This is a genomic window from Lachnospira intestinalis (assembly GCF_040095895.1).
GTDB lineage: Bacteria > Bacillota > Clostridia > Lachnospirales > Lachnospiraceae > Lachnospira > Lachnospira intestinalis.
Genome location: NZ_JBBMFS010000003.1, coordinates 166701 through 183183 on the forward strand (window position 1 = coordinate 166701; position 16483 = coordinate 183183).

The 16483-nt window shown below is 35.5% G+C and carries 15 protein-coding genes; 1 reads left to right on the forward strand and 14 read right to left on the reverse strand.

Annotated elements, in window-relative coordinates:
- Positions 1 to 437: 437 nt before the first annotated feature.
- Both WMO37_RS05185 and WMO37_RS05190 read right to left on the reverse strand, forming a co-directional pair.
- Positions 438 to 851: a type II toxin-antitoxin system VapC family toxin gene (locus WMO37_RS05185; RefSeq protein WP_349154461.1), complete on the reverse strand. Its 414-nt coding sequence runs from the start codon at positions 849 to 851 to the stop codon at positions 438 to 440.
- Positions 841 to 1065 carry a UDP-N-acetylenolpyruvoylglucosamine reductase gene (locus WMO37_RS05190; protein ID WP_186900407.1) on the reverse strand — a complete coding sequence of 75 codons (225 nt, stop codon included), beginning with the start codon at positions 1063 to 1065 and terminating at the stop codon, positions 841 to 843. Before WMO37_RS05190 ends, WMO37_RS05185 begins: the two co-directional genes overlap by 11 nt.
- 477 nt (positions 1066 to 1542) lie before the next feature.
- Between WMO37_RS05190 and WMO37_RS05195 the strand changes: the two genes are divergently transcribed.
- Positions 1543 to 2724 carry a CgeB family protein gene (locus tag WMO37_RS05195; RefSeq protein WP_349154462.1) on the forward strand — a complete coding sequence of 394 codons (1182 nt, stop codon included), beginning with the start codon at positions 1543 to 1545 and terminating at the stop codon, positions 2722 to 2724.
- A 59-nt stretch (positions 2725 to 2783) separates the two neighbouring features.
- Here the strand turns inward: WMO37_RS05195 and WMO37_RS05200 are convergent, their stop codons facing one another.
- From WMO37_RS05200 to fliS, 12 genes are all read right to left on the reverse strand, one after another.
- Positions 2784 to 4829, reverse strand: a complete 2046-nt coding sequence (locus WMO37_RS05200) for a sulfatase-like hydrolase/transferase (protein ID WP_349154463.1) — start codon at positions 4827 to 4829, stop codon at positions 2784 to 2786.
- Positions 4830 to 4860: 31 nt separating this feature from the next.
- The gene (locus WMO37_RS05205; protein WP_349154464.1) at positions 4861 to 6036 is read right to left on the reverse strand and encodes a CgeB family protein; all 1176 of its coding nucleotides are present in this window, start codon (positions 6034 to 6036) and stop codon (positions 4861 to 4863) included.
- Between the two features lie 37 nt (positions 6037 to 6073).
- The gene (gene pseG, locus WMO37_RS05210; protein ID WP_349154465.1) at positions 6074 to 7090 is read right to left on the reverse strand and encodes a UDP-2,4-diacetamido-2,4,6-trideoxy-beta-L-altropyranose hydrolase; all 1017 of its coding nucleotides are present in this window, start codon (positions 7088 to 7090) and stop codon (positions 6074 to 6076) included.
- Positions 7087 to 8115, reverse strand: a complete 1029-nt coding sequence (pseI, locus tag WMO37_RS05215) for a pseudaminic acid synthase (RefSeq protein WP_349154466.1) — start codon at positions 8113 to 8115, stop codon at positions 7087 to 7089. Before pseI ends, pseG begins: the two co-directional genes overlap by 4 nt.
- Positions 8116 to 8132: 17 nt before the next feature.
- The gene (locus tag WMO37_RS05220; protein ID WP_349154467.1) at positions 8133 to 9371 is read right to left on the reverse strand and encodes an ATP-grasp domain-containing protein; all 1239 of its coding nucleotides are present in this window, start codon (positions 9369 to 9371) and stop codon (positions 8133 to 8135) included.
- Positions 9323 to 10024, reverse strand: coding sequence for a pseudaminic acid cytidylyltransferase (pseF, locus tag WMO37_RS05225; protein ID WP_349154468.1), 702 nt, complete (start codon positions 10022 to 10024; stop codon positions 9323 to 9325). Before pseF ends, WMO37_RS05220 begins: the two co-directional genes overlap by 49 nt.
- A complete protein-coding gene (pseC, locus tag WMO37_RS05230; RefSeq protein ID WP_349154469.1) occupies positions 10014 to 11138 on the reverse strand; it encodes a UDP-4-amino-4,6-dideoxy-N-acetyl-beta-L-altrosamine transaminase in 1125 nt (374 codons plus the stop codon). The genes pseF and pseC overlap by 11 nt, the downstream gene beginning before the upstream one ends.
- Before the next feature lie 69 nt (positions 11139 to 11207).
- Positions 11208 to 12200 (reverse strand): UDP-N-acetylglucosamine 4,6-dehydratase (inverting), encoded by a 993-nt coding sequence (gene pseB, locus WMO37_RS05235; RefSeq protein ID WP_349154470.1) that lies wholly within the window; start codon positions 12198 to 12200, stop codon positions 11208 to 11210.
- A 181-nt stretch (positions 12201 to 12381) separates the two neighbouring features.
- A complete protein-coding gene (locus WMO37_RS05240) occupies positions 12382 to 14544 on the reverse strand; it encodes a motility associated factor glycosyltransferase family protein (protein ID WP_349154471.1) in 2163 nt (720 codons plus the stop codon).
- A 79-nt stretch (positions 14545 to 14623) separates the two neighbouring features.
- Positions 14624 to 15442 carry a flagellin N-terminal helical domain-containing protein gene (locus tag WMO37_RS05245; protein ID WP_349154472.1) on the reverse strand — a complete coding sequence of 273 codons (819 nt, stop codon included), beginning with the start codon at positions 15440 to 15442 and terminating at the stop codon, positions 14624 to 14626.
- Between the two features lie 130 nt (positions 15443 to 15572).
- A complete protein-coding gene (flgN, locus tag WMO37_RS05250; protein ID WP_349154473.1) occupies positions 15573 to 16052 on the reverse strand; it encodes a flagellar export chaperone FlgN in 480 nt (159 codons plus the stop codon).
- A 44-nt stretch (positions 16053 to 16096) separates the two neighbouring features.
- Positions 16097 to 16474 carry a flagellar export chaperone FliS gene (gene fliS / locus WMO37_RS05255; RefSeq protein ID WP_349154474.1) on the reverse strand — a complete coding sequence of 126 codons (378 nt, stop codon included), beginning with the start codon at positions 16472 to 16474 and terminating at the stop codon, positions 16097 to 16099.
- Positions 16475 to 16483 lie beyond the last annotated feature (9 nt).

A 16483-nucleotide genomic window follows, 5' to 3' on the forward strand; every position in this document is an offset into this window, starting at 1 on the left:
ATTATCAAAAAAGTAGACGATGAAAAGTCACAAAACCTCTTCATCCACCCACTTTTCACCTATACTCTCACCACTTCCACAACATCTGGATGTTCAACCACCCACATACCACAAAATACCACCTGTTTTATGAGCCATCTGTTAGTTCTGTATTCATCCACATATGCCGGAATACTCCTTCGCGTGTAATATAGTCTATCTCTTTCCCCTTGCTTCCGGGCTAGGTAAATCCTGCACTTTGCGGTTATATGTTCCGTGATATTTTTCTGTGATACAGTGGCACTTTGGACACTTGTAATTGCTGGATATCGACTTTATCCACAAACGCTGGCAGACAATAGAATTAGAAAAAGCTGTTGATAAAATTCATAACAAGCAGCAGGATTAAAATAAGCACCTTCAGAAAGATATGCTTCTTTCCGTTGGTGCTTTGTTTATTATAGTCCTAAGTATTCACTTGGCAGAATTGCCTTTATGTCTGATACTGAATAATCCGATACATTTCTTGTCACAATATATTCTGCTCCATAACTTTTTGCACATTCCATTTGTAAGCAATCCTCAAAATCAGAGAACTCCTCATTTGCAAGACCAGATAATAATTTTGCTTTGTCTATGCCCTCTACATCAAAAATCGTGCATAGGTTTGATAATATTTCTCTTCTTTCCTTTGCAGTATAATCTTTCCTTAATATAAAGAACATATTAGAAATAGAATGCGCTGCAATGCAACCTTTTGTATTTTCCTCGGTACATGACGAGATTACTTTCTTTGCATCCTCAAAGAATGGTTCTCTTTCAAGAAGATAATCAAGTAATACATTGGTATCAATCAGAATTTTACCTACCATATTTATCTTCCCTGTAAGATGCTAATTCTGCATCATCATCGGTAACAGTCCCCTTTTTGCGTAACTGCTCTAATCTTGCAAAAGCATCTTTCCTTTCCTTATTAGAATCATTATATAATCCATTTACACCCTGCATAATCTGAATTACAAAGGATAGCTTATCTTCTGGTATTTTTTCCAGTTCCATTATTGCACTCTGTCTTAATGCTGTCATAGGTCATACCTCCTTTAAATTTTCGGATGAAATCGTCGTTTCTTTATATGCTATTATTTTGCATTTTTGTAGCGATTTTCATAAGATAACTCTAGGTTTAACTCTACTTCCCAATCAATTATGTCCTGTGGCTGGCATTGTAAAAGCTGGCATATATCCTTTTTGCCTTATAACACAAGTTGTTATACCTTTATCATCCAACTTCTTCATCAATTTATTATAATTTATCATTAACATTCTTCGTTCAAATAATATACATTATCTTCTGTGTATATTATAACACTTCTTTCACTAATTTTCAATCAGCATTAGAAGAAGTTGCTGCACCTCAACCAATGCTGGTTACAGTTCACACCCCTTCATAAGCCATTATAAAAGTGCCAAAAATGAAAACTCATCTTCCCCACTCCCCTCTTGCAAATCCCCGCCCCTTCCCTTACAATAAAATTATATTTTATAAAAGAAACGGAGATTTTCATGAATTTACTGATTTTTGAGTATGAACATATGGCAATTGAAGATTTGCGCGAAGCGCTGACAAATCTCGGACATACATATACTGTTATTACAGACGAAAATATTTATAGCCATGTCGATGAAGCTTTTGATGCACGCTTTGACAAGCTGATTGAAAGTGCTTCTTATGATGCTGTTTTTACATTTAATTACTTTCCGGTCATTTCTAACTGCTGTAAAAAGCACAATATACCTTATATAGCCTTCGTATATGATTCACCGCTGGTTTCGCTGTATTCATATACCATTATCAATCCCTGCAATTACGTATTTTTATTTGACCAGCAGACTTATCTGGAGCTTAAAAAAGAAAATATCCAAACTGTTTATTATATGCCGCTTGCCGTCAATACCAGCCGGCTGGATAAGATGACCGCTTCTGCTGTTTCTGCTTCCCGGCACCCGCTGGATTTTTACCAGAGCGATATTTCTTTTGTCGGTACTATGTATAATGAAGTCCACAACCTGTTTGACCGCATGGAGCATTTATCTGATTACACAAAAGGCTATTTACAGGGGATTATGCAGGCGCAGATGAAAGTGTACGGATATTATTTTATTGAAGAACTCTTATCCAAAGAAATTATTGAAGATATGCAGCACTCCCTGCCGCTGCAACCGGGAAATGACAGCGTTGAATCTACAGAATGGCTCTTTGCCCATTATGTAATTGCCCGTAAAATTGCGAACTTAGAGCGTACTGCACTTTTAAAAGCTGTTTCTGAACATTTCAATACAAAGCTTTATACCCCAAATCCTACACCGGAGCTTCCACAGATTCACAATATGGGTTCTGTGGATTACCAGCGCCAGATGCCGTATGTTTTTAAAAATTCGGCTATCAACTTAAACATTTCCCTGCGCAGTATCCGAAGCGGTATTCCGCTCCGATGTTTCGACATTATGGGATGTGGCGGATTTTTACTTTCCAATTATCAGGGGGATTTTTATGAACATTTTGTTCCCGGCGAAGACCTTGTACTTTTTGAATCTCAAGAAGATTTCTTAAATAAATGCAATTACTATTTAAAGCATGACAATGAGCGCCGCCAGATTGCTGCCAACGGTTATGGAAAAGTAAAAGAATTCCATACGTATGAAATACGGCTGAAAGAAATTTTTGAGGTTGTGTTTTCCAAATAAACTTACACAAAAGGACTCGTCTAAACGATATAAATCATTCTACGAGTCCTTTTGTATTATTATTCGTAAATTATATGTTCAGCGATTCTCTCTAAAAAGATATTCTCATACCGTTTCAAAAGCTCTGCATCTGTAATCGGTGTATTTTCTGCATCCTTATAAAATCCAAATACTTTATAATCTCCAAGTAAGAACCGGCCTTCCTCATCTGTCTTTTCAGAATTTTCAAAGTAAATTTCATAATCCCTGGCATTTGCAACTGCATAATATCTATCTTTTGGATGCAGAGATTCTGTAATCGTATACTCTCTTTCTTCCAAACCGCCAAATGTCTTCGGCAATTTACCATCAATGCTGGCTGCATCATATTGAATATCTGCAAGCCTGCACATAATTGGGAGATAATCCGCTGTTGATATAATCTCATCTGTTACCTGCTGTTTTACATTTGCACCTCTGAACATAAATGCGACCTTTGTTCTTTCCTTAGAAAGAAACGGTTTACCTGTTGGTATCAGATATCCCTGTCCATGATCAGCAAATAAACTGATTAAAATTTCATCATCTGTATAATTGTTTTCAATATAAGTATAAAGAAAACCAAACAGCATATCAAAATACTGAATTGTTTTTTTATACATTGCCGTCTTTTTTGCACTATAATTCTGCTTCACTGACGTCACACCCAATTCGTCAAGTTCCCGTTCTTCCAGTGTAAGATTTTTCTGTACGGCATCTGATAAATCCAGCCCGTCCGCTACATCATGCAGGTCACCTACTGCCATCCAAAGATATTGATCTGTTTCCTTAAATGTTTCTAAATGCTCAATAACATCCATAATTTCCTGTTCAGCTCTAGCCCCCATAGACTGATGCTGATACACATATTGATCCAATCCCCTTGCATATCCGTAAGATGGTATACTTCTCCATTCACCATCCATCTTGCTTGTATAATATCCTTTTCCCTTAAAGTACTCAATTAAAGTTGGACTGTTTTTCGGCAGTTCACCGTCCAGTTTGTCATGAAACATCATATGATGCAATGTATCCAAACCACTCACGCAAGTTGCAAGACTTGGATATGTCCACTCGGAACAGCTATGTGCCTGTGTGCAGATTGTTCCTTTGCTGAAAAATTTATAGGTATTTGGCATCAGCTTTTCAAAATCATCACCATTAATAACTTCCTGTGCCAGTCCGTCTACAAAAAAGCTCAAAACAAGCTTCCGCCTTCCCTGCTTGTGTTCCAATGGAATCGGATAACCATAATATGCCTGTTTCATTGATTCAATCTGTATACCATTTTTTACTCTGTAGTAGTTAAAATGTTGTGGAAAAAGCTGCGTAACTTTATATTCTTTATCCTCCGACTTAAATGTATGGATATTATTAGCTTCAGCACTTGCTACCGGAAGCAAATATTCATCCGTTGAGCCTTTTACATAATTGTAGTTTCCCTTTTTCTTAAACTTCAGAAATTCTGCCTTGGTTCTTGGCAAACTCAGGTTATCTGTACCTATAAATTGTGGTAATGGTGCCCTGTATATTCCAATATACCTTAAATCATCGTCTGTAACCCAGTATTCTTTACCTACAGAATGATTGATAGTAGACCTTGCAATCTTTTCATCTTTTCCCCATAATGTATCCTTGCGGTTCAAAAAAGATAACATCTTAATAATATTTGCAGCTTTATTTTCAGCAACATATTCATCAGATAACTTTTCAAACTGATCCTCTAGATTTTCAATTTGCATCTTTATATCTTCCATTACACTATTATTTGCATAATCTGTATATGTATTCAAGCCATATGCTATATGATAACTTCTTAATGCCTCAACCACCATTTTTCTCGCCTGATACACACATGCCTGATAATAATATGCCTCATAACTGGTTGGAAATTTATGTACACATTTGTCTGCTATTTTCTGTGCTTTTTCCAATTCTCCAACTGTCAGTGCGAGAATACATTCATAAAACCATAAATCTCTGTCGTTAGGACATTTTTGTTTATATTGCTGTAATATCAAAATCACTTTTTTTATTTCATTATTATTAAAATTTTGTTCTATTTCCTGTTTTAATTCTTTCTTCACATTTAAAGTCCTCAATTCTAATCTTTTCGCTCTATATTCTACTAAACACAATATCAAACATCTGCTGTAATCGAACTTCATATGTATGATATTCTTTTACTTTATTGTAACCATTAATGGCAATTTGCTTTCTTTCCGACTCGTGTCTTAAATAATATGCGCACTTTTTTAATAAATCATCTACTGATTCATATAATATTAAATCCTCTCTCGGTATAAAATGTTCATAAAAATCTGCCTGATAATTCGACAACAAAAAACCTCCTGCCCCCATTATATCTAAACATCGAAGTGGTATACCCGTTTTTATACTTCTTAATGATATATTCAGATTAATAGATGATAACCTAAATACATACGGCATCATATTATAATAATCGACCGGACCCATATTCTGTATATCTGGCAATTCCGGTGTCTGATTTCTCGTAAAAAGCTTCGTTTGAAAAGATTCTGATACCTGTTTTAGAATAGAAGTTCTTTCCATATTTGCCATTTTTCGAGCTATGACATAATAAGCAAACAACCATTCTTCTGTTTCAACTCCATTTCTACTTGATTGAAACGGCAGCGATTTTTTCATATCAGCTAAAATATCCGGCTTTAACAGCTGTTCTATAAAATAATCTCCATAGACCTGACTCTGAGCCTGCATTATGCCTTCAAGATACCCTTTAGTATAAGGCGAAATATTTTTCATACGTTCGTAAAAATTGTGCTTTTCATTGTACATAGAACCAACAAACGAAACATCTGATGAATAAAATTTCTTTTCTTCCGTCCCTATATCCTTCATCATCGAATCTAAACGGAAAACATTCACTGCAAGTGGCATATAATATACTGTATTAATATTTTCCTTCTTAAATTCCAGATAAACCGATTTATCAAACAAAAACACATAATTGCATGGATTGATAATTGTATAAGAATATAAAGCCACTAACGGGCTATCATATACGTGTGAAATATATGGTATATGATGACGATTGCAGCAATTTGATATAATTGGCAGATAATTAAATGTAAACACACAATCATACTTTGCCAATTCAATTTCTTTATCAAACAAATCATCAAATTCTTTATTAAAGGAATCACCAATTGCCTTATGCGTAATACACTTAAATGAATGTCCTAAATTTTTTAATGCTTCGCAAATATCTTCTATACCTATATTTTTATATTCAAAAATAAGTACGTTCATAATACCTTCTTCTATATTTTATCATACTTTTATTTCATTATTTGGAACACAAAACCTCGACAATCCGTTCACACCCTTTTCCATCTACCAGTTCTAACATACGTCTGGCATATTCTGCTTCTAACTTTTTATTCTCTAAAAATCTATGCAGACACTGGCAAATGTCAATTTCTATTTTATCATTGTAACGGGCATCTCCAGCATAAAACATTATTTCATGTTCTCCGATTTCTTTTGAAAATTTCATCTGATTTTCTGCAAACGAAAAACACACCGTTGGAATTCCACATGCACACAATTCAAAAAGTGTCGTTCCTCCCGCCGATACTGCCATTTCACAACCTCGCATATAATCACTCATATTGGTTATGTTTTTATGTATCTTAATTGGCGGATATTGGTGTTCCATTTCTTTTAGCTGGGCTTCATATACATTCATGCTTCCCACAATAACATCATAGGAATATGATGCAAATACCTCATCACAAAGGCAGATACTCAATAATTTATATGTAATATTAAACGGGTCTGTGCCTCCTGTTGTAATCAGTATTCTTTTTTCGCGTTTTTCATAATATCTTTGGGCAAATTCTTCTCGCAATGGTGTATATTCCATTCCCGCTAACACTTTAACCGGTATGTTTTGATATTGATTAAAATATGACTGATCGTCCTTCCATTGGCTGTAGTGCAAAACTGCTGTTACAGGATATATTTCCCGTGCCAAATCATCAATATAAAGAACCGGCACCCTGCTGTTAAGCCATTTCAAATAGGGTATTGTTGCCTGATACGAATCAACCACCATATATTCAAATCTCTGCTCATCAAGAATCTGCGCTAATTGCTCTTTTTCTGATTCCATGTCATTCCATTCTGTTCCCATTACACGATAAGGTAATCCCCTGTCTGCCAGACGCTGCGTTTCCTTTCCCTCTGCCAGCAAAAACAGACACTGCTTTCCTTTTTTTTGGCAAGCTGCTGCAATCGCAATACATCTCATCAGATGCCCGGTAGCAATTTTCTCATTTGCATCTACGCGAAAACCAATCACAATAATTCCTCCATTTGAATCGGTTCACCAAATCGATATGATTTTTTAGCATTTTTCTGTAACAATGCATTATAATACTTCGGCTTTATCCCAATAGCCGGACGAATACTTCTCACATTTTCCTCTGTAAATGCTTCCCCTTGTGCGATTGGCTGAACCGCAACTAAAGACCTTCTTACTGCAAGTCCGTTTTTTTCATGCTCTGTCAGTTCATATGTCGGTTTCCCCATAAGCGTAACTGCATTTCTAACATTCTGTACCATTTGTGCAAATTCACTCATCTCCATTGAGAAACCCGAATCTGGATTTTCAATATAACGGCTTAAACATACGTGCTTTTCAATGACTTTTGCTCCCATTGACACTGCTACTACCGGTGCCAACGAACCAAACGAGTGATCCGATAAACCAATTGGTTTTTTAAAACGTTTCTGCATATCAGGAATAACTGAAACATTCATATCCTCAAACTGTGCCGGATACTGACTACAGCATTTAAGTAATATAACATTTTCATTATGCTGTCTTTTACACGCTGCTAATGCTTCTTCTATTTCTTCAATACTCCCCATTCCGCAGGACATTACAATTGGCTTTCCTTTTGATGCCACATATTCAATTAACGGAATATCTACGAGTTCAAATGAAGCTATCTTATAAAATTCAACGCCCAAATTTTCCAGAAAATCAACTGCACTTTTATCAAAAGGTGTTGATAGAAAATCCACTCCGACTTCTTCACATTTTTCTTTCAATGCCTTCTGCCACTCCCACGGTGTATACGCTTCCTGATATAATTTATAATAATTATATCCATCCCATAAACCACCTTTAATCATATAAGGCTCGTCTGTACAGTTAATTGTCAGTGTATCTGCTGTATATGTTTGTATTTTTACACAATCCGCCCCTGCTTTAGCTGCTTCTTCAATAATGCGAAAAGCATTTTCAATTTTTCCGGCATGATTTGCTGACATTTCAGCAATAATATACACTCCATTTTTTATTTTTTCATATAGCTTCATTGACCTTCTCCTACTTTTTATCTACCATTTTCTATCTTAAACTTCGACAAAATCCATTGATTCTGTTCCTCCAACTCCTGCTCGTTCTTCCCCTGTATGATAAAAAAGCCCCTTCCCATAATAGTATGTCCATTTATTACTTTTTCCAATGTATCTTTTTCTTTTAAATTACACTTCCACATCACAATGTCAGCATTTTCCTTCAAATCCTGCAGTTCCGGAATCTTTTTTAATACACCCGGCTCAAAATAAAAATAACATATCCGTAAGCATCTGATATTTTGGGCTTCAAAAGTATATTCCCTGCCCATTAAAAACTTAATATATTCTTCTGCTAAATCAAGTCCTGTAACCATTGGAACAAATATATCATGTACACTATGTCCTGTTGGTCTTGGCGCCATTTCTACTGCAAACAGTTCATTTTCATTTACAATTAAATCCACTTGAAAATGACAATTATTATATTCTAATGCATCTGTTGTACTTTTTAAATATTTTTCAATTCTATAAAATAAATGTTCATTCTCAGTATTTCTTGATACTGCCGTGTATGCTATTGCCTGCCTTTGCGGTAACGGTGTCATATTCTTCTTCCGAAGCAGCGTAATATACAATTTCCCATCTATCACTGCACCATCTACACCATATTCTACCCCCTCAACAAAACGTTCTAAAATAAAATCCTCGTTTTTGCCAGCAATCGTACAATATGCACTTTGTAATTGTTCCTCATTTTCAATATAAAAAATATCCCGGCTTCCAGAACCAAATCTTGGCTTCATAATTGCCGGATAGAAAAGTTCTAAATTTTTGACACCTTGCTGTTTATTTACAATATATTCATATGTACTTCTCAGTCCATATTCATTTAATTTATAATGAAACAAATATTTATCAGTACTATACTTTGTTGCTTCATACATAGCCCCTTGAAGCTTGTATTTTTCATTTACATAGCCCATTGTAATCAGATATCTTCCAATCGGAACCGGCAATATAAAATCAGGCTTTATCCGTTCTACTTCCTGACATACCTTTTGCATATCGGTAATATCTACAACTCTGCCTTCATCAGCATAATCAAGACCTCCTGCGTGCGGATTTCCATCCAATGCAACTACATAAATTCCCTGTTGCTGTGCTTTTTTTATTGTATGAACCGCATCCTGACTGGCGCCTATTACCATTCCGACTTTCTTTTCCATTACCTGCTCTCTTTCATTAACTGATATTTTAATTCTGCTATTTTCCAATCTTCCTCATTGTCAATATCCTGTACTTCTAAATCAGATACAATTAATGGCCTGATTCCCTCAGATACACTTCCGTTAATTGCACAATATCTGTCTATATCATAAATATAAAATTGTCCCGCATCATGATATTGTTTTTCTAAATCCTGTGATCTTGAACGCAGATACTCTACATATTTATACTCTAATTCCTCGTTTTCATTTTTTATAAAAGCCCTCTGTGGCGGATATGAAAATGCAACAACCGGCATAACTGCAATCGGATGCTCTTTTTTCATAATTTTCATACCGCATTTCAGCTTTTGCACTGTAACAAATGGCGCTGTCGGATATATACAACACATATAATCAAATTCTTTACCCAGCTCTTTGTACTTATGTATTACCTCTAATAAAACATCTGCTGTCGTTGCATAATCGTCTGATGTTTTTTCACTTCTCATAAACGGTACAGAGGCACCATACTTTTCCGCTATATCCGCTATTTTTCCACTGTCAGTTGATACCATTACTTCAGAAAATATTCCACTTGACAATGCTGCTTCTATAGAATAAGCAATAATGGGTTTTCCACAAAATTCCCGGATATTTTTACCCGGAATTCTTTTACTTCCACCTCTGGCTGTAATAATGGCAATCGCTTTATCTGACATATTCAAGTACCTTCTTTATCACATATTCCTGTTCTTCTTCCTTTAAATCCGGATACATCGGAAGACTGATACATTCTTTATAATATTCCTCTGCATTCGGGCAAACCACTTGTGCATATCCATGTGATCTGTAATACGGGTGCTGATATACCGGAATATAATGTACATTAACACCAATTCCAGCCGCTCTCAGTTTTTCAAAGACTTCTTTTCTATTTCCATTCTTTACACGTATTACATACAGATGCCATGCATTGTCACAGCCTTCTTTCTGATATGGAAGCTGTATCTGATTATTCCCGGCAAACGCTTCATTATACTGTTCAGCAATCTTTTTGCGTTTTTCTAAGAATCCCGGAAGTCTGTCCATCTGTGAGGTGCCAAGTGCACACTGAATATCTGTAATCCGGTAATTAAATCCCAAATCCCGTTGTTCATAATACCACGGTCCGTCATTTTTTGTAAGCAGATTTTCTTCTCTTGTAATTCCGTGTGTACGAAATAACTTTAACCGCTCATACAGCTTCGGATTATCTGTCAGAATCATACCGCCTTCACCCGTTGTTATATGTTTTACCGGATGGAAGCTGAAAGTCGTCATATCTGATAAAGTGCCGACACGTTTTCCCTTGTATACTGCACCCAGGGCGTGTGCACCGTCCTCAATAACAATCAGATTATGCTTGTCTGCAATCTCATGAATCTGATCCATTTCACATGGCTGTCCTGTGAAATGAACTGCAATAATAGCTTTCGTCTTCGATGTTATTTTCCGTTCAATATCCACTGAAGAAATATTATATGTTTCCGGATTAATATCCGCAAAAACCGGTGTTCCTCCGCAATACAATACACAATTAGATGATGCCGCAAATGTAATCGGCGTTGTAATAACTTCATCACCTTCACCAATTCCTGCCGCATAACAGGCTGCATGAAGTGCTGCTGTTCCATTGGCAATTGCTACTGCATACTTTGCTCCTGTATAATCCGCAACTTTTCGTTCAAACTCTGCAATTTTAGGACCTGTCGTTAAATAATCTGATTTCAAGACATTTACGACAGCCTCTATATCCTGTTCATTAATACTCTGTCTTCCATACGGTATAAACATATGCACACTTCCTCAATCTTATATTTTGCTTTCTTAATATAAATACAATTCTGTTGCCTATTTCATCTGTTAGTGCTCAGTTACCAGCTTTAATCGTTCTGTTATATCTTCTACGGACAGCCACTCTGTATTAGTTCCTGAACTATATTCAAACCCTTGTTCAATCTTTTTACCACCCGGCTGAATTTTTGATTCATTCCACCAGTCCATGTGTGGATATACAATAAAGTGTTTCTCATATTCATAAGTATTCATGGAATCTTCTCTCGTTACCATAACCTCATGAAGCTTTTCACCTTCACGGATTCCCACCTTCGGCATCTTACACCCCGGTAAAATTGCCTGTGCCAAATCTGTGATTTTAAAAGAAGGAATCTTTGAAATAAAAGTTTCTCCCCCCTTTGCTTCACTTAATGCCTTAATAACTAACTGCACACCTTCCTCAAGACTAATCCAGAATCTTGTCATACGATAATCTGTAATCGGTAGTTCCGTTCCACCATTGCTTACAATATTTCTAAAAAACGGAATAACTGACCCTCTGCTTCCTGCCACATTACCATAACGAACAATAGAGAAACACACATCTTTGCTTCCAGCATAAGCATTGGCTGCAATAAATAATTTATCCGATACGAGCTTTGTGCCACCGTAAAGATTAATCGGATTTACCGCTTTATCCGTAGATAATGCAACCACTCTCTTTACACCACAATCAAGTGCCGCATCGACAATATTCATTGCGCCATCAATATTGGTCTTCACTGCTTCCATCGGATTATACTCACATGCCGGTACCTGCTTTAATGCTGCTGCATGAACCACATAATCCACACCGTCAAATGCTCTGTATAACCGTTCTTTATCACGCACATCACCAATAAAGAATCTCAGCTTTGAACTATATTTTTTCAATCTGTTTGACATTATAAACTGTTTGTATTCATCACGGGAATATATGATAATCTTTTTCGGATCATAATGCTCTAACACATACTCTGTAAATGCATTACCAAAAGAACCTGTACCACCTGTAATAAGAATTGTCTTGTTATTTAACATCTGTCTGCCTCCCTGCATCGTATCGCTGCATCATACAGCTTTTACGTAATATATCGGCTATGACCGCAGTATTCTTTAATGAAGTGTTCAAGTATTCCCTTAAGATAATAACACTCAGTATTCTGAAAATAAAATAATCGTTATCAACAGGCATATTTTTTATCATATATACCCGTTACCTTTATATTTCTTTCAAACATTCTTCAAAATTCTTAACTGCCATCTCCGCCCCTTCTATTAAAGCTTTTGTAACAACAATTCCGCTCTGAATATTATCCCAAACCTCTATCCACTGATCTTTTTGCTGTTTACTATTTGCATACATTTTTTTTAAAGCACTATCTGATTTTGCTGCCGCATAATCCCTAATTATTGTATTTACAATAAACTTCTTTAAAAATTCATCTATTTGATTGATCTGATGCATATTTTTCTTTATCAGTGTTATATCCTTAGAATTCGATATATTCTCATAAAGTTTTAAGCATTCCTGGTACTTTTTCCCCATCTCTTCACTATCTTTTTGCAATTGAACTATTAATTTTTTATATGCTTCTTTTTGACTTTGATTAAATGCTAATTGGCATTGATTTATCACATTTTCTATACTAATTTGTGTTTTACAATACTTATTAATAGCATCTTCTAATGTCATACAGATACTTCCTTCTATTAACGCCCCACCTTCTGTTGCATTAATAAAATTAAGGCAATCCTTCTTAATTCTGTGTTCAAACCATTCCTTATATGCTTTAAAATTCTTGTATGTAAGAAGCTGTTTTCCGTTATTTCCCATTACATATGTATAATCTTCGTATTCTTCTTGATTCACTTTTTTTTCGTCATACACTACGGAAGCATGTTTCCGTTCTTCTTGAAATGCTAAATCCAGACCTATCACAATAACATTTTTAAATCCAATATATTGTGCAACTGCATATGCAGTATTAGAAACACTTCCTCCTGCACTCATCAATTCTTCTTCTTTCCCCAGTTCTTTTAATACCGAATTAGCAAAATTATCAATATTACAAAATATTTTTTTCCCCTTAAGCTTACATATGCTTTCGTATTTGCTATGTTCACAATATAATAGCGGAGTTTTTTCTGCTGTTTCATTATGAAATAACACATCTGGTTTTATAGGATCTAATGTTATATATATATTTGGTTTAATATTATATTGATCAAGCATCCTGATTGCTGAATCAACTGCTATTATAAAAGCTTTGCCTTCTGCTTGTTTCAAATATCTAATATTATAATCCAATGATGGTCCCGCCGCTACAATAATCGCCGGAACATGTTCTACAGCTATTTCCCGTCGACAAACATTTTTAAATTCCGATAATAATATTGTTTCCGGCAAAATTCTCAAATTCATAATTCTTGCGTAATTTATTTTATCCGCTCGATCTACAATTGTATTTTCAGTCATAATAGCTATATTCATTGCCTCGCTGCACTGACTTACTGTTTTTTTTAACAGCTCTAAATATAATGCATTATAATTCGGTGAAACAAACGTATACAAATATTCAGTTTGAACACTATTTGCAAAACTATCAACGTATGAGGTCATCAATCTATCATTAATTCCTTCAACAAACAAAAACGTATATTTTCTTGTGAAAATTTTGGACATATCTCTATAGTGTAAATTTTTATTAAAAATATTACTATTCGGCTCGTATATATATACTACCGTATCTTGTGGTATTACTTTTAATATTGCATTAATATAATCCATATTTGCTATTCCTAATATATATAATTGACTAATATACCCTTTTTTTTCAAAATAATCACATACAAACTCTGACACTTCATACCGATTCTTATAACTATTTAAACGCCACAATACTTCTTCTCTATAAACTCCTATATTTCCATTTTTATCTATTACAATATCTTTACTATCTTTCTCTGATAAATTGCTACACTCTTCTATTACATGATTATAAATATTCATTTTGGCATTTTCCATTGCACTAATATTTTTTTCATAATAATTTTCTATCTGTACCTGTTCATCTACATTTTCTAACTGTCCCTGACTACTTTCAATTTCACAGTTTTGTACGTTTGAAGTTCTCAAATATGTTTCATAAATACAGTATACATCATCTGCACATCTTAAAATATCCCCTGCTGAAACCGCATTTTCCAAATCGCCTGCATATTTTTGAATATTTTCCAGCTCCTCCGGTATATTTTCTATAATTTCATCAATTATATGCTGCAATTGTGGTACAAATTCTATAAAACGAGAAATTGCCCCCTCTGCATTACAGTACAAATTTATCAATTGCTCTTTTAATATTTTACAATTATTAGAATTCATCTACTCTCTCCTACCTGTTGTTTGGACAAAAAAAAGAGCCAGTCGAAACTGACTCTCTTTTTTACAATAGTACTTACGATTACTGAAGTAATGAAAGAACACCCTGATTTGCCTGATTTGCCTGTGCAAGCATAGACTGGCCAGCCTGCTGTAAAATATTGTTCTTTGAGTAAGAAACCATCTCTTCAGCCATGTCAGTATCTCTAATACGTGATTCAGAAGCCTGTGTATTTTCGCTAATGTTATCAAGGTTAGCTACTGTGTGCTCTAATCTGTTCTGAACAGCACCTAATGTAGAACGCTGTGTTGATAACTTTGTAATAGCCTTCTGGATGTTTGAAATAGCTGTCTGTGCTGTATCTGCTGTCTTAACATCAACAGCTGTTGCATCAGAAATAACTGTTGTAAGAGATGTAATCTTAACTGTGATTACCTGCTTAGCATTAGCACCAACCTGTAACTGCTTGCCGTTACCGAACTGAGTACCATCAAGAATATTCATCTTATTGAACTGAGTGGTTGTAGAAACTCTAGTAATTTCAGATTTTAACTGCTGAACTTCCAAATCAATAGCTTGTCTATCTGTTGTCTGGTTTGTTCCATTAGCAGACTGAACTGCAAGTTCGCTCATTCTCTGAAGCATAGAATGTACTTCATTTAAAGCACCTTCAGCTGTCTGTACTAAAGAGATACCATCCTGCGCATTGTCAGATGCCTTATTAAGACCTCTAATCTGATTTCTCATCTTTTCAGAAATAGCAAGACCTGCTGCATCATCTGCTGCACGGTTAATCTTATAACCTGATGATAACTTTTCTGTAGACTTCTGAAGTCCGTTTGTTGTGATACCTAACTGTCTGTTAGTGTTCATGGCTGTCAAATTGTGCTGTACTACCATAATATTCTTCCTCCTTGAATATGTAGCGGCTTCCATGCCGCCGTTATTATTTTTTAGTAATCTTCTTGATTACTTACATTTATTATATCGGGTGTATTTTAGAATACTTTAGCCCGGATATAAACTTTTTTTATTTTTTTTGGTCTAAAAAATGCGATTCGTAATTATTCAGCTTGTTGGCATTCTTATAATACGCATTCGCCTTGCTGGTTGTACGCTTGGCATTACTTAATTCCTTGCGCATCTGCGCAAACCGCTTTTCGACCAGCTGTTTATTCCGCAGCTCCTGTGCCTGTATCCGGACACCCAAGTCCGTAACCGCCGACACCAGTTCTTTTAACCGCTGTAATGGCTGCTTAAACTTTGCTTTATTGTGCTGTACTTCGTCTTTTACACGGTTAAAGACGGAATTAAAACCCTCATCCAGCTTAAGAATTTTTTCTACCAGTTCGCCTTTATCGCTTAAATTCTGCTCAAAAGCCTGATCATCAAATTCTGCCGCCGTAATAATTGTCTGCTGCTTTTCATTATAATCTACAATCTGCTTTAGCAATTCTTCTTTTTGAACCAGACTGTCAATCATAATCTGAAGATAATTTTCTGTATCCATATCTGCTCCTCATTTTTCGTGTACATACTTCCACATTCAATGAGTTACACACTTTTTGCGCTTTTCATGACCTGTTTCCATGTATCCCGCATACCACGGATTTCATTTAAAGCCTTCTCTAACGTATCTTTATCCTTATGGATATTGGCATCTGTAAGCAGACCATAAATATAATGATATACGTTATCAAAGTCCTCAGCCACCTTATAAGAATGATTCAGCGTGGACTGTAATTCCTCAATAATCGCCTGAGCCTTTTTGATGTTATCATGTGTCTTCTGAATATTATTTTCTTCCAGTCCCACCATCGCAATGTTGCAGAACTTGATTGCCCCTTCATAAAGGAGCAATGTCAGTTCTGCCGGAGATGCGGTAAGGACTTTATTGTTATTGTATTGTGCATATGCATTATTTACTGCCACGATTTTTCC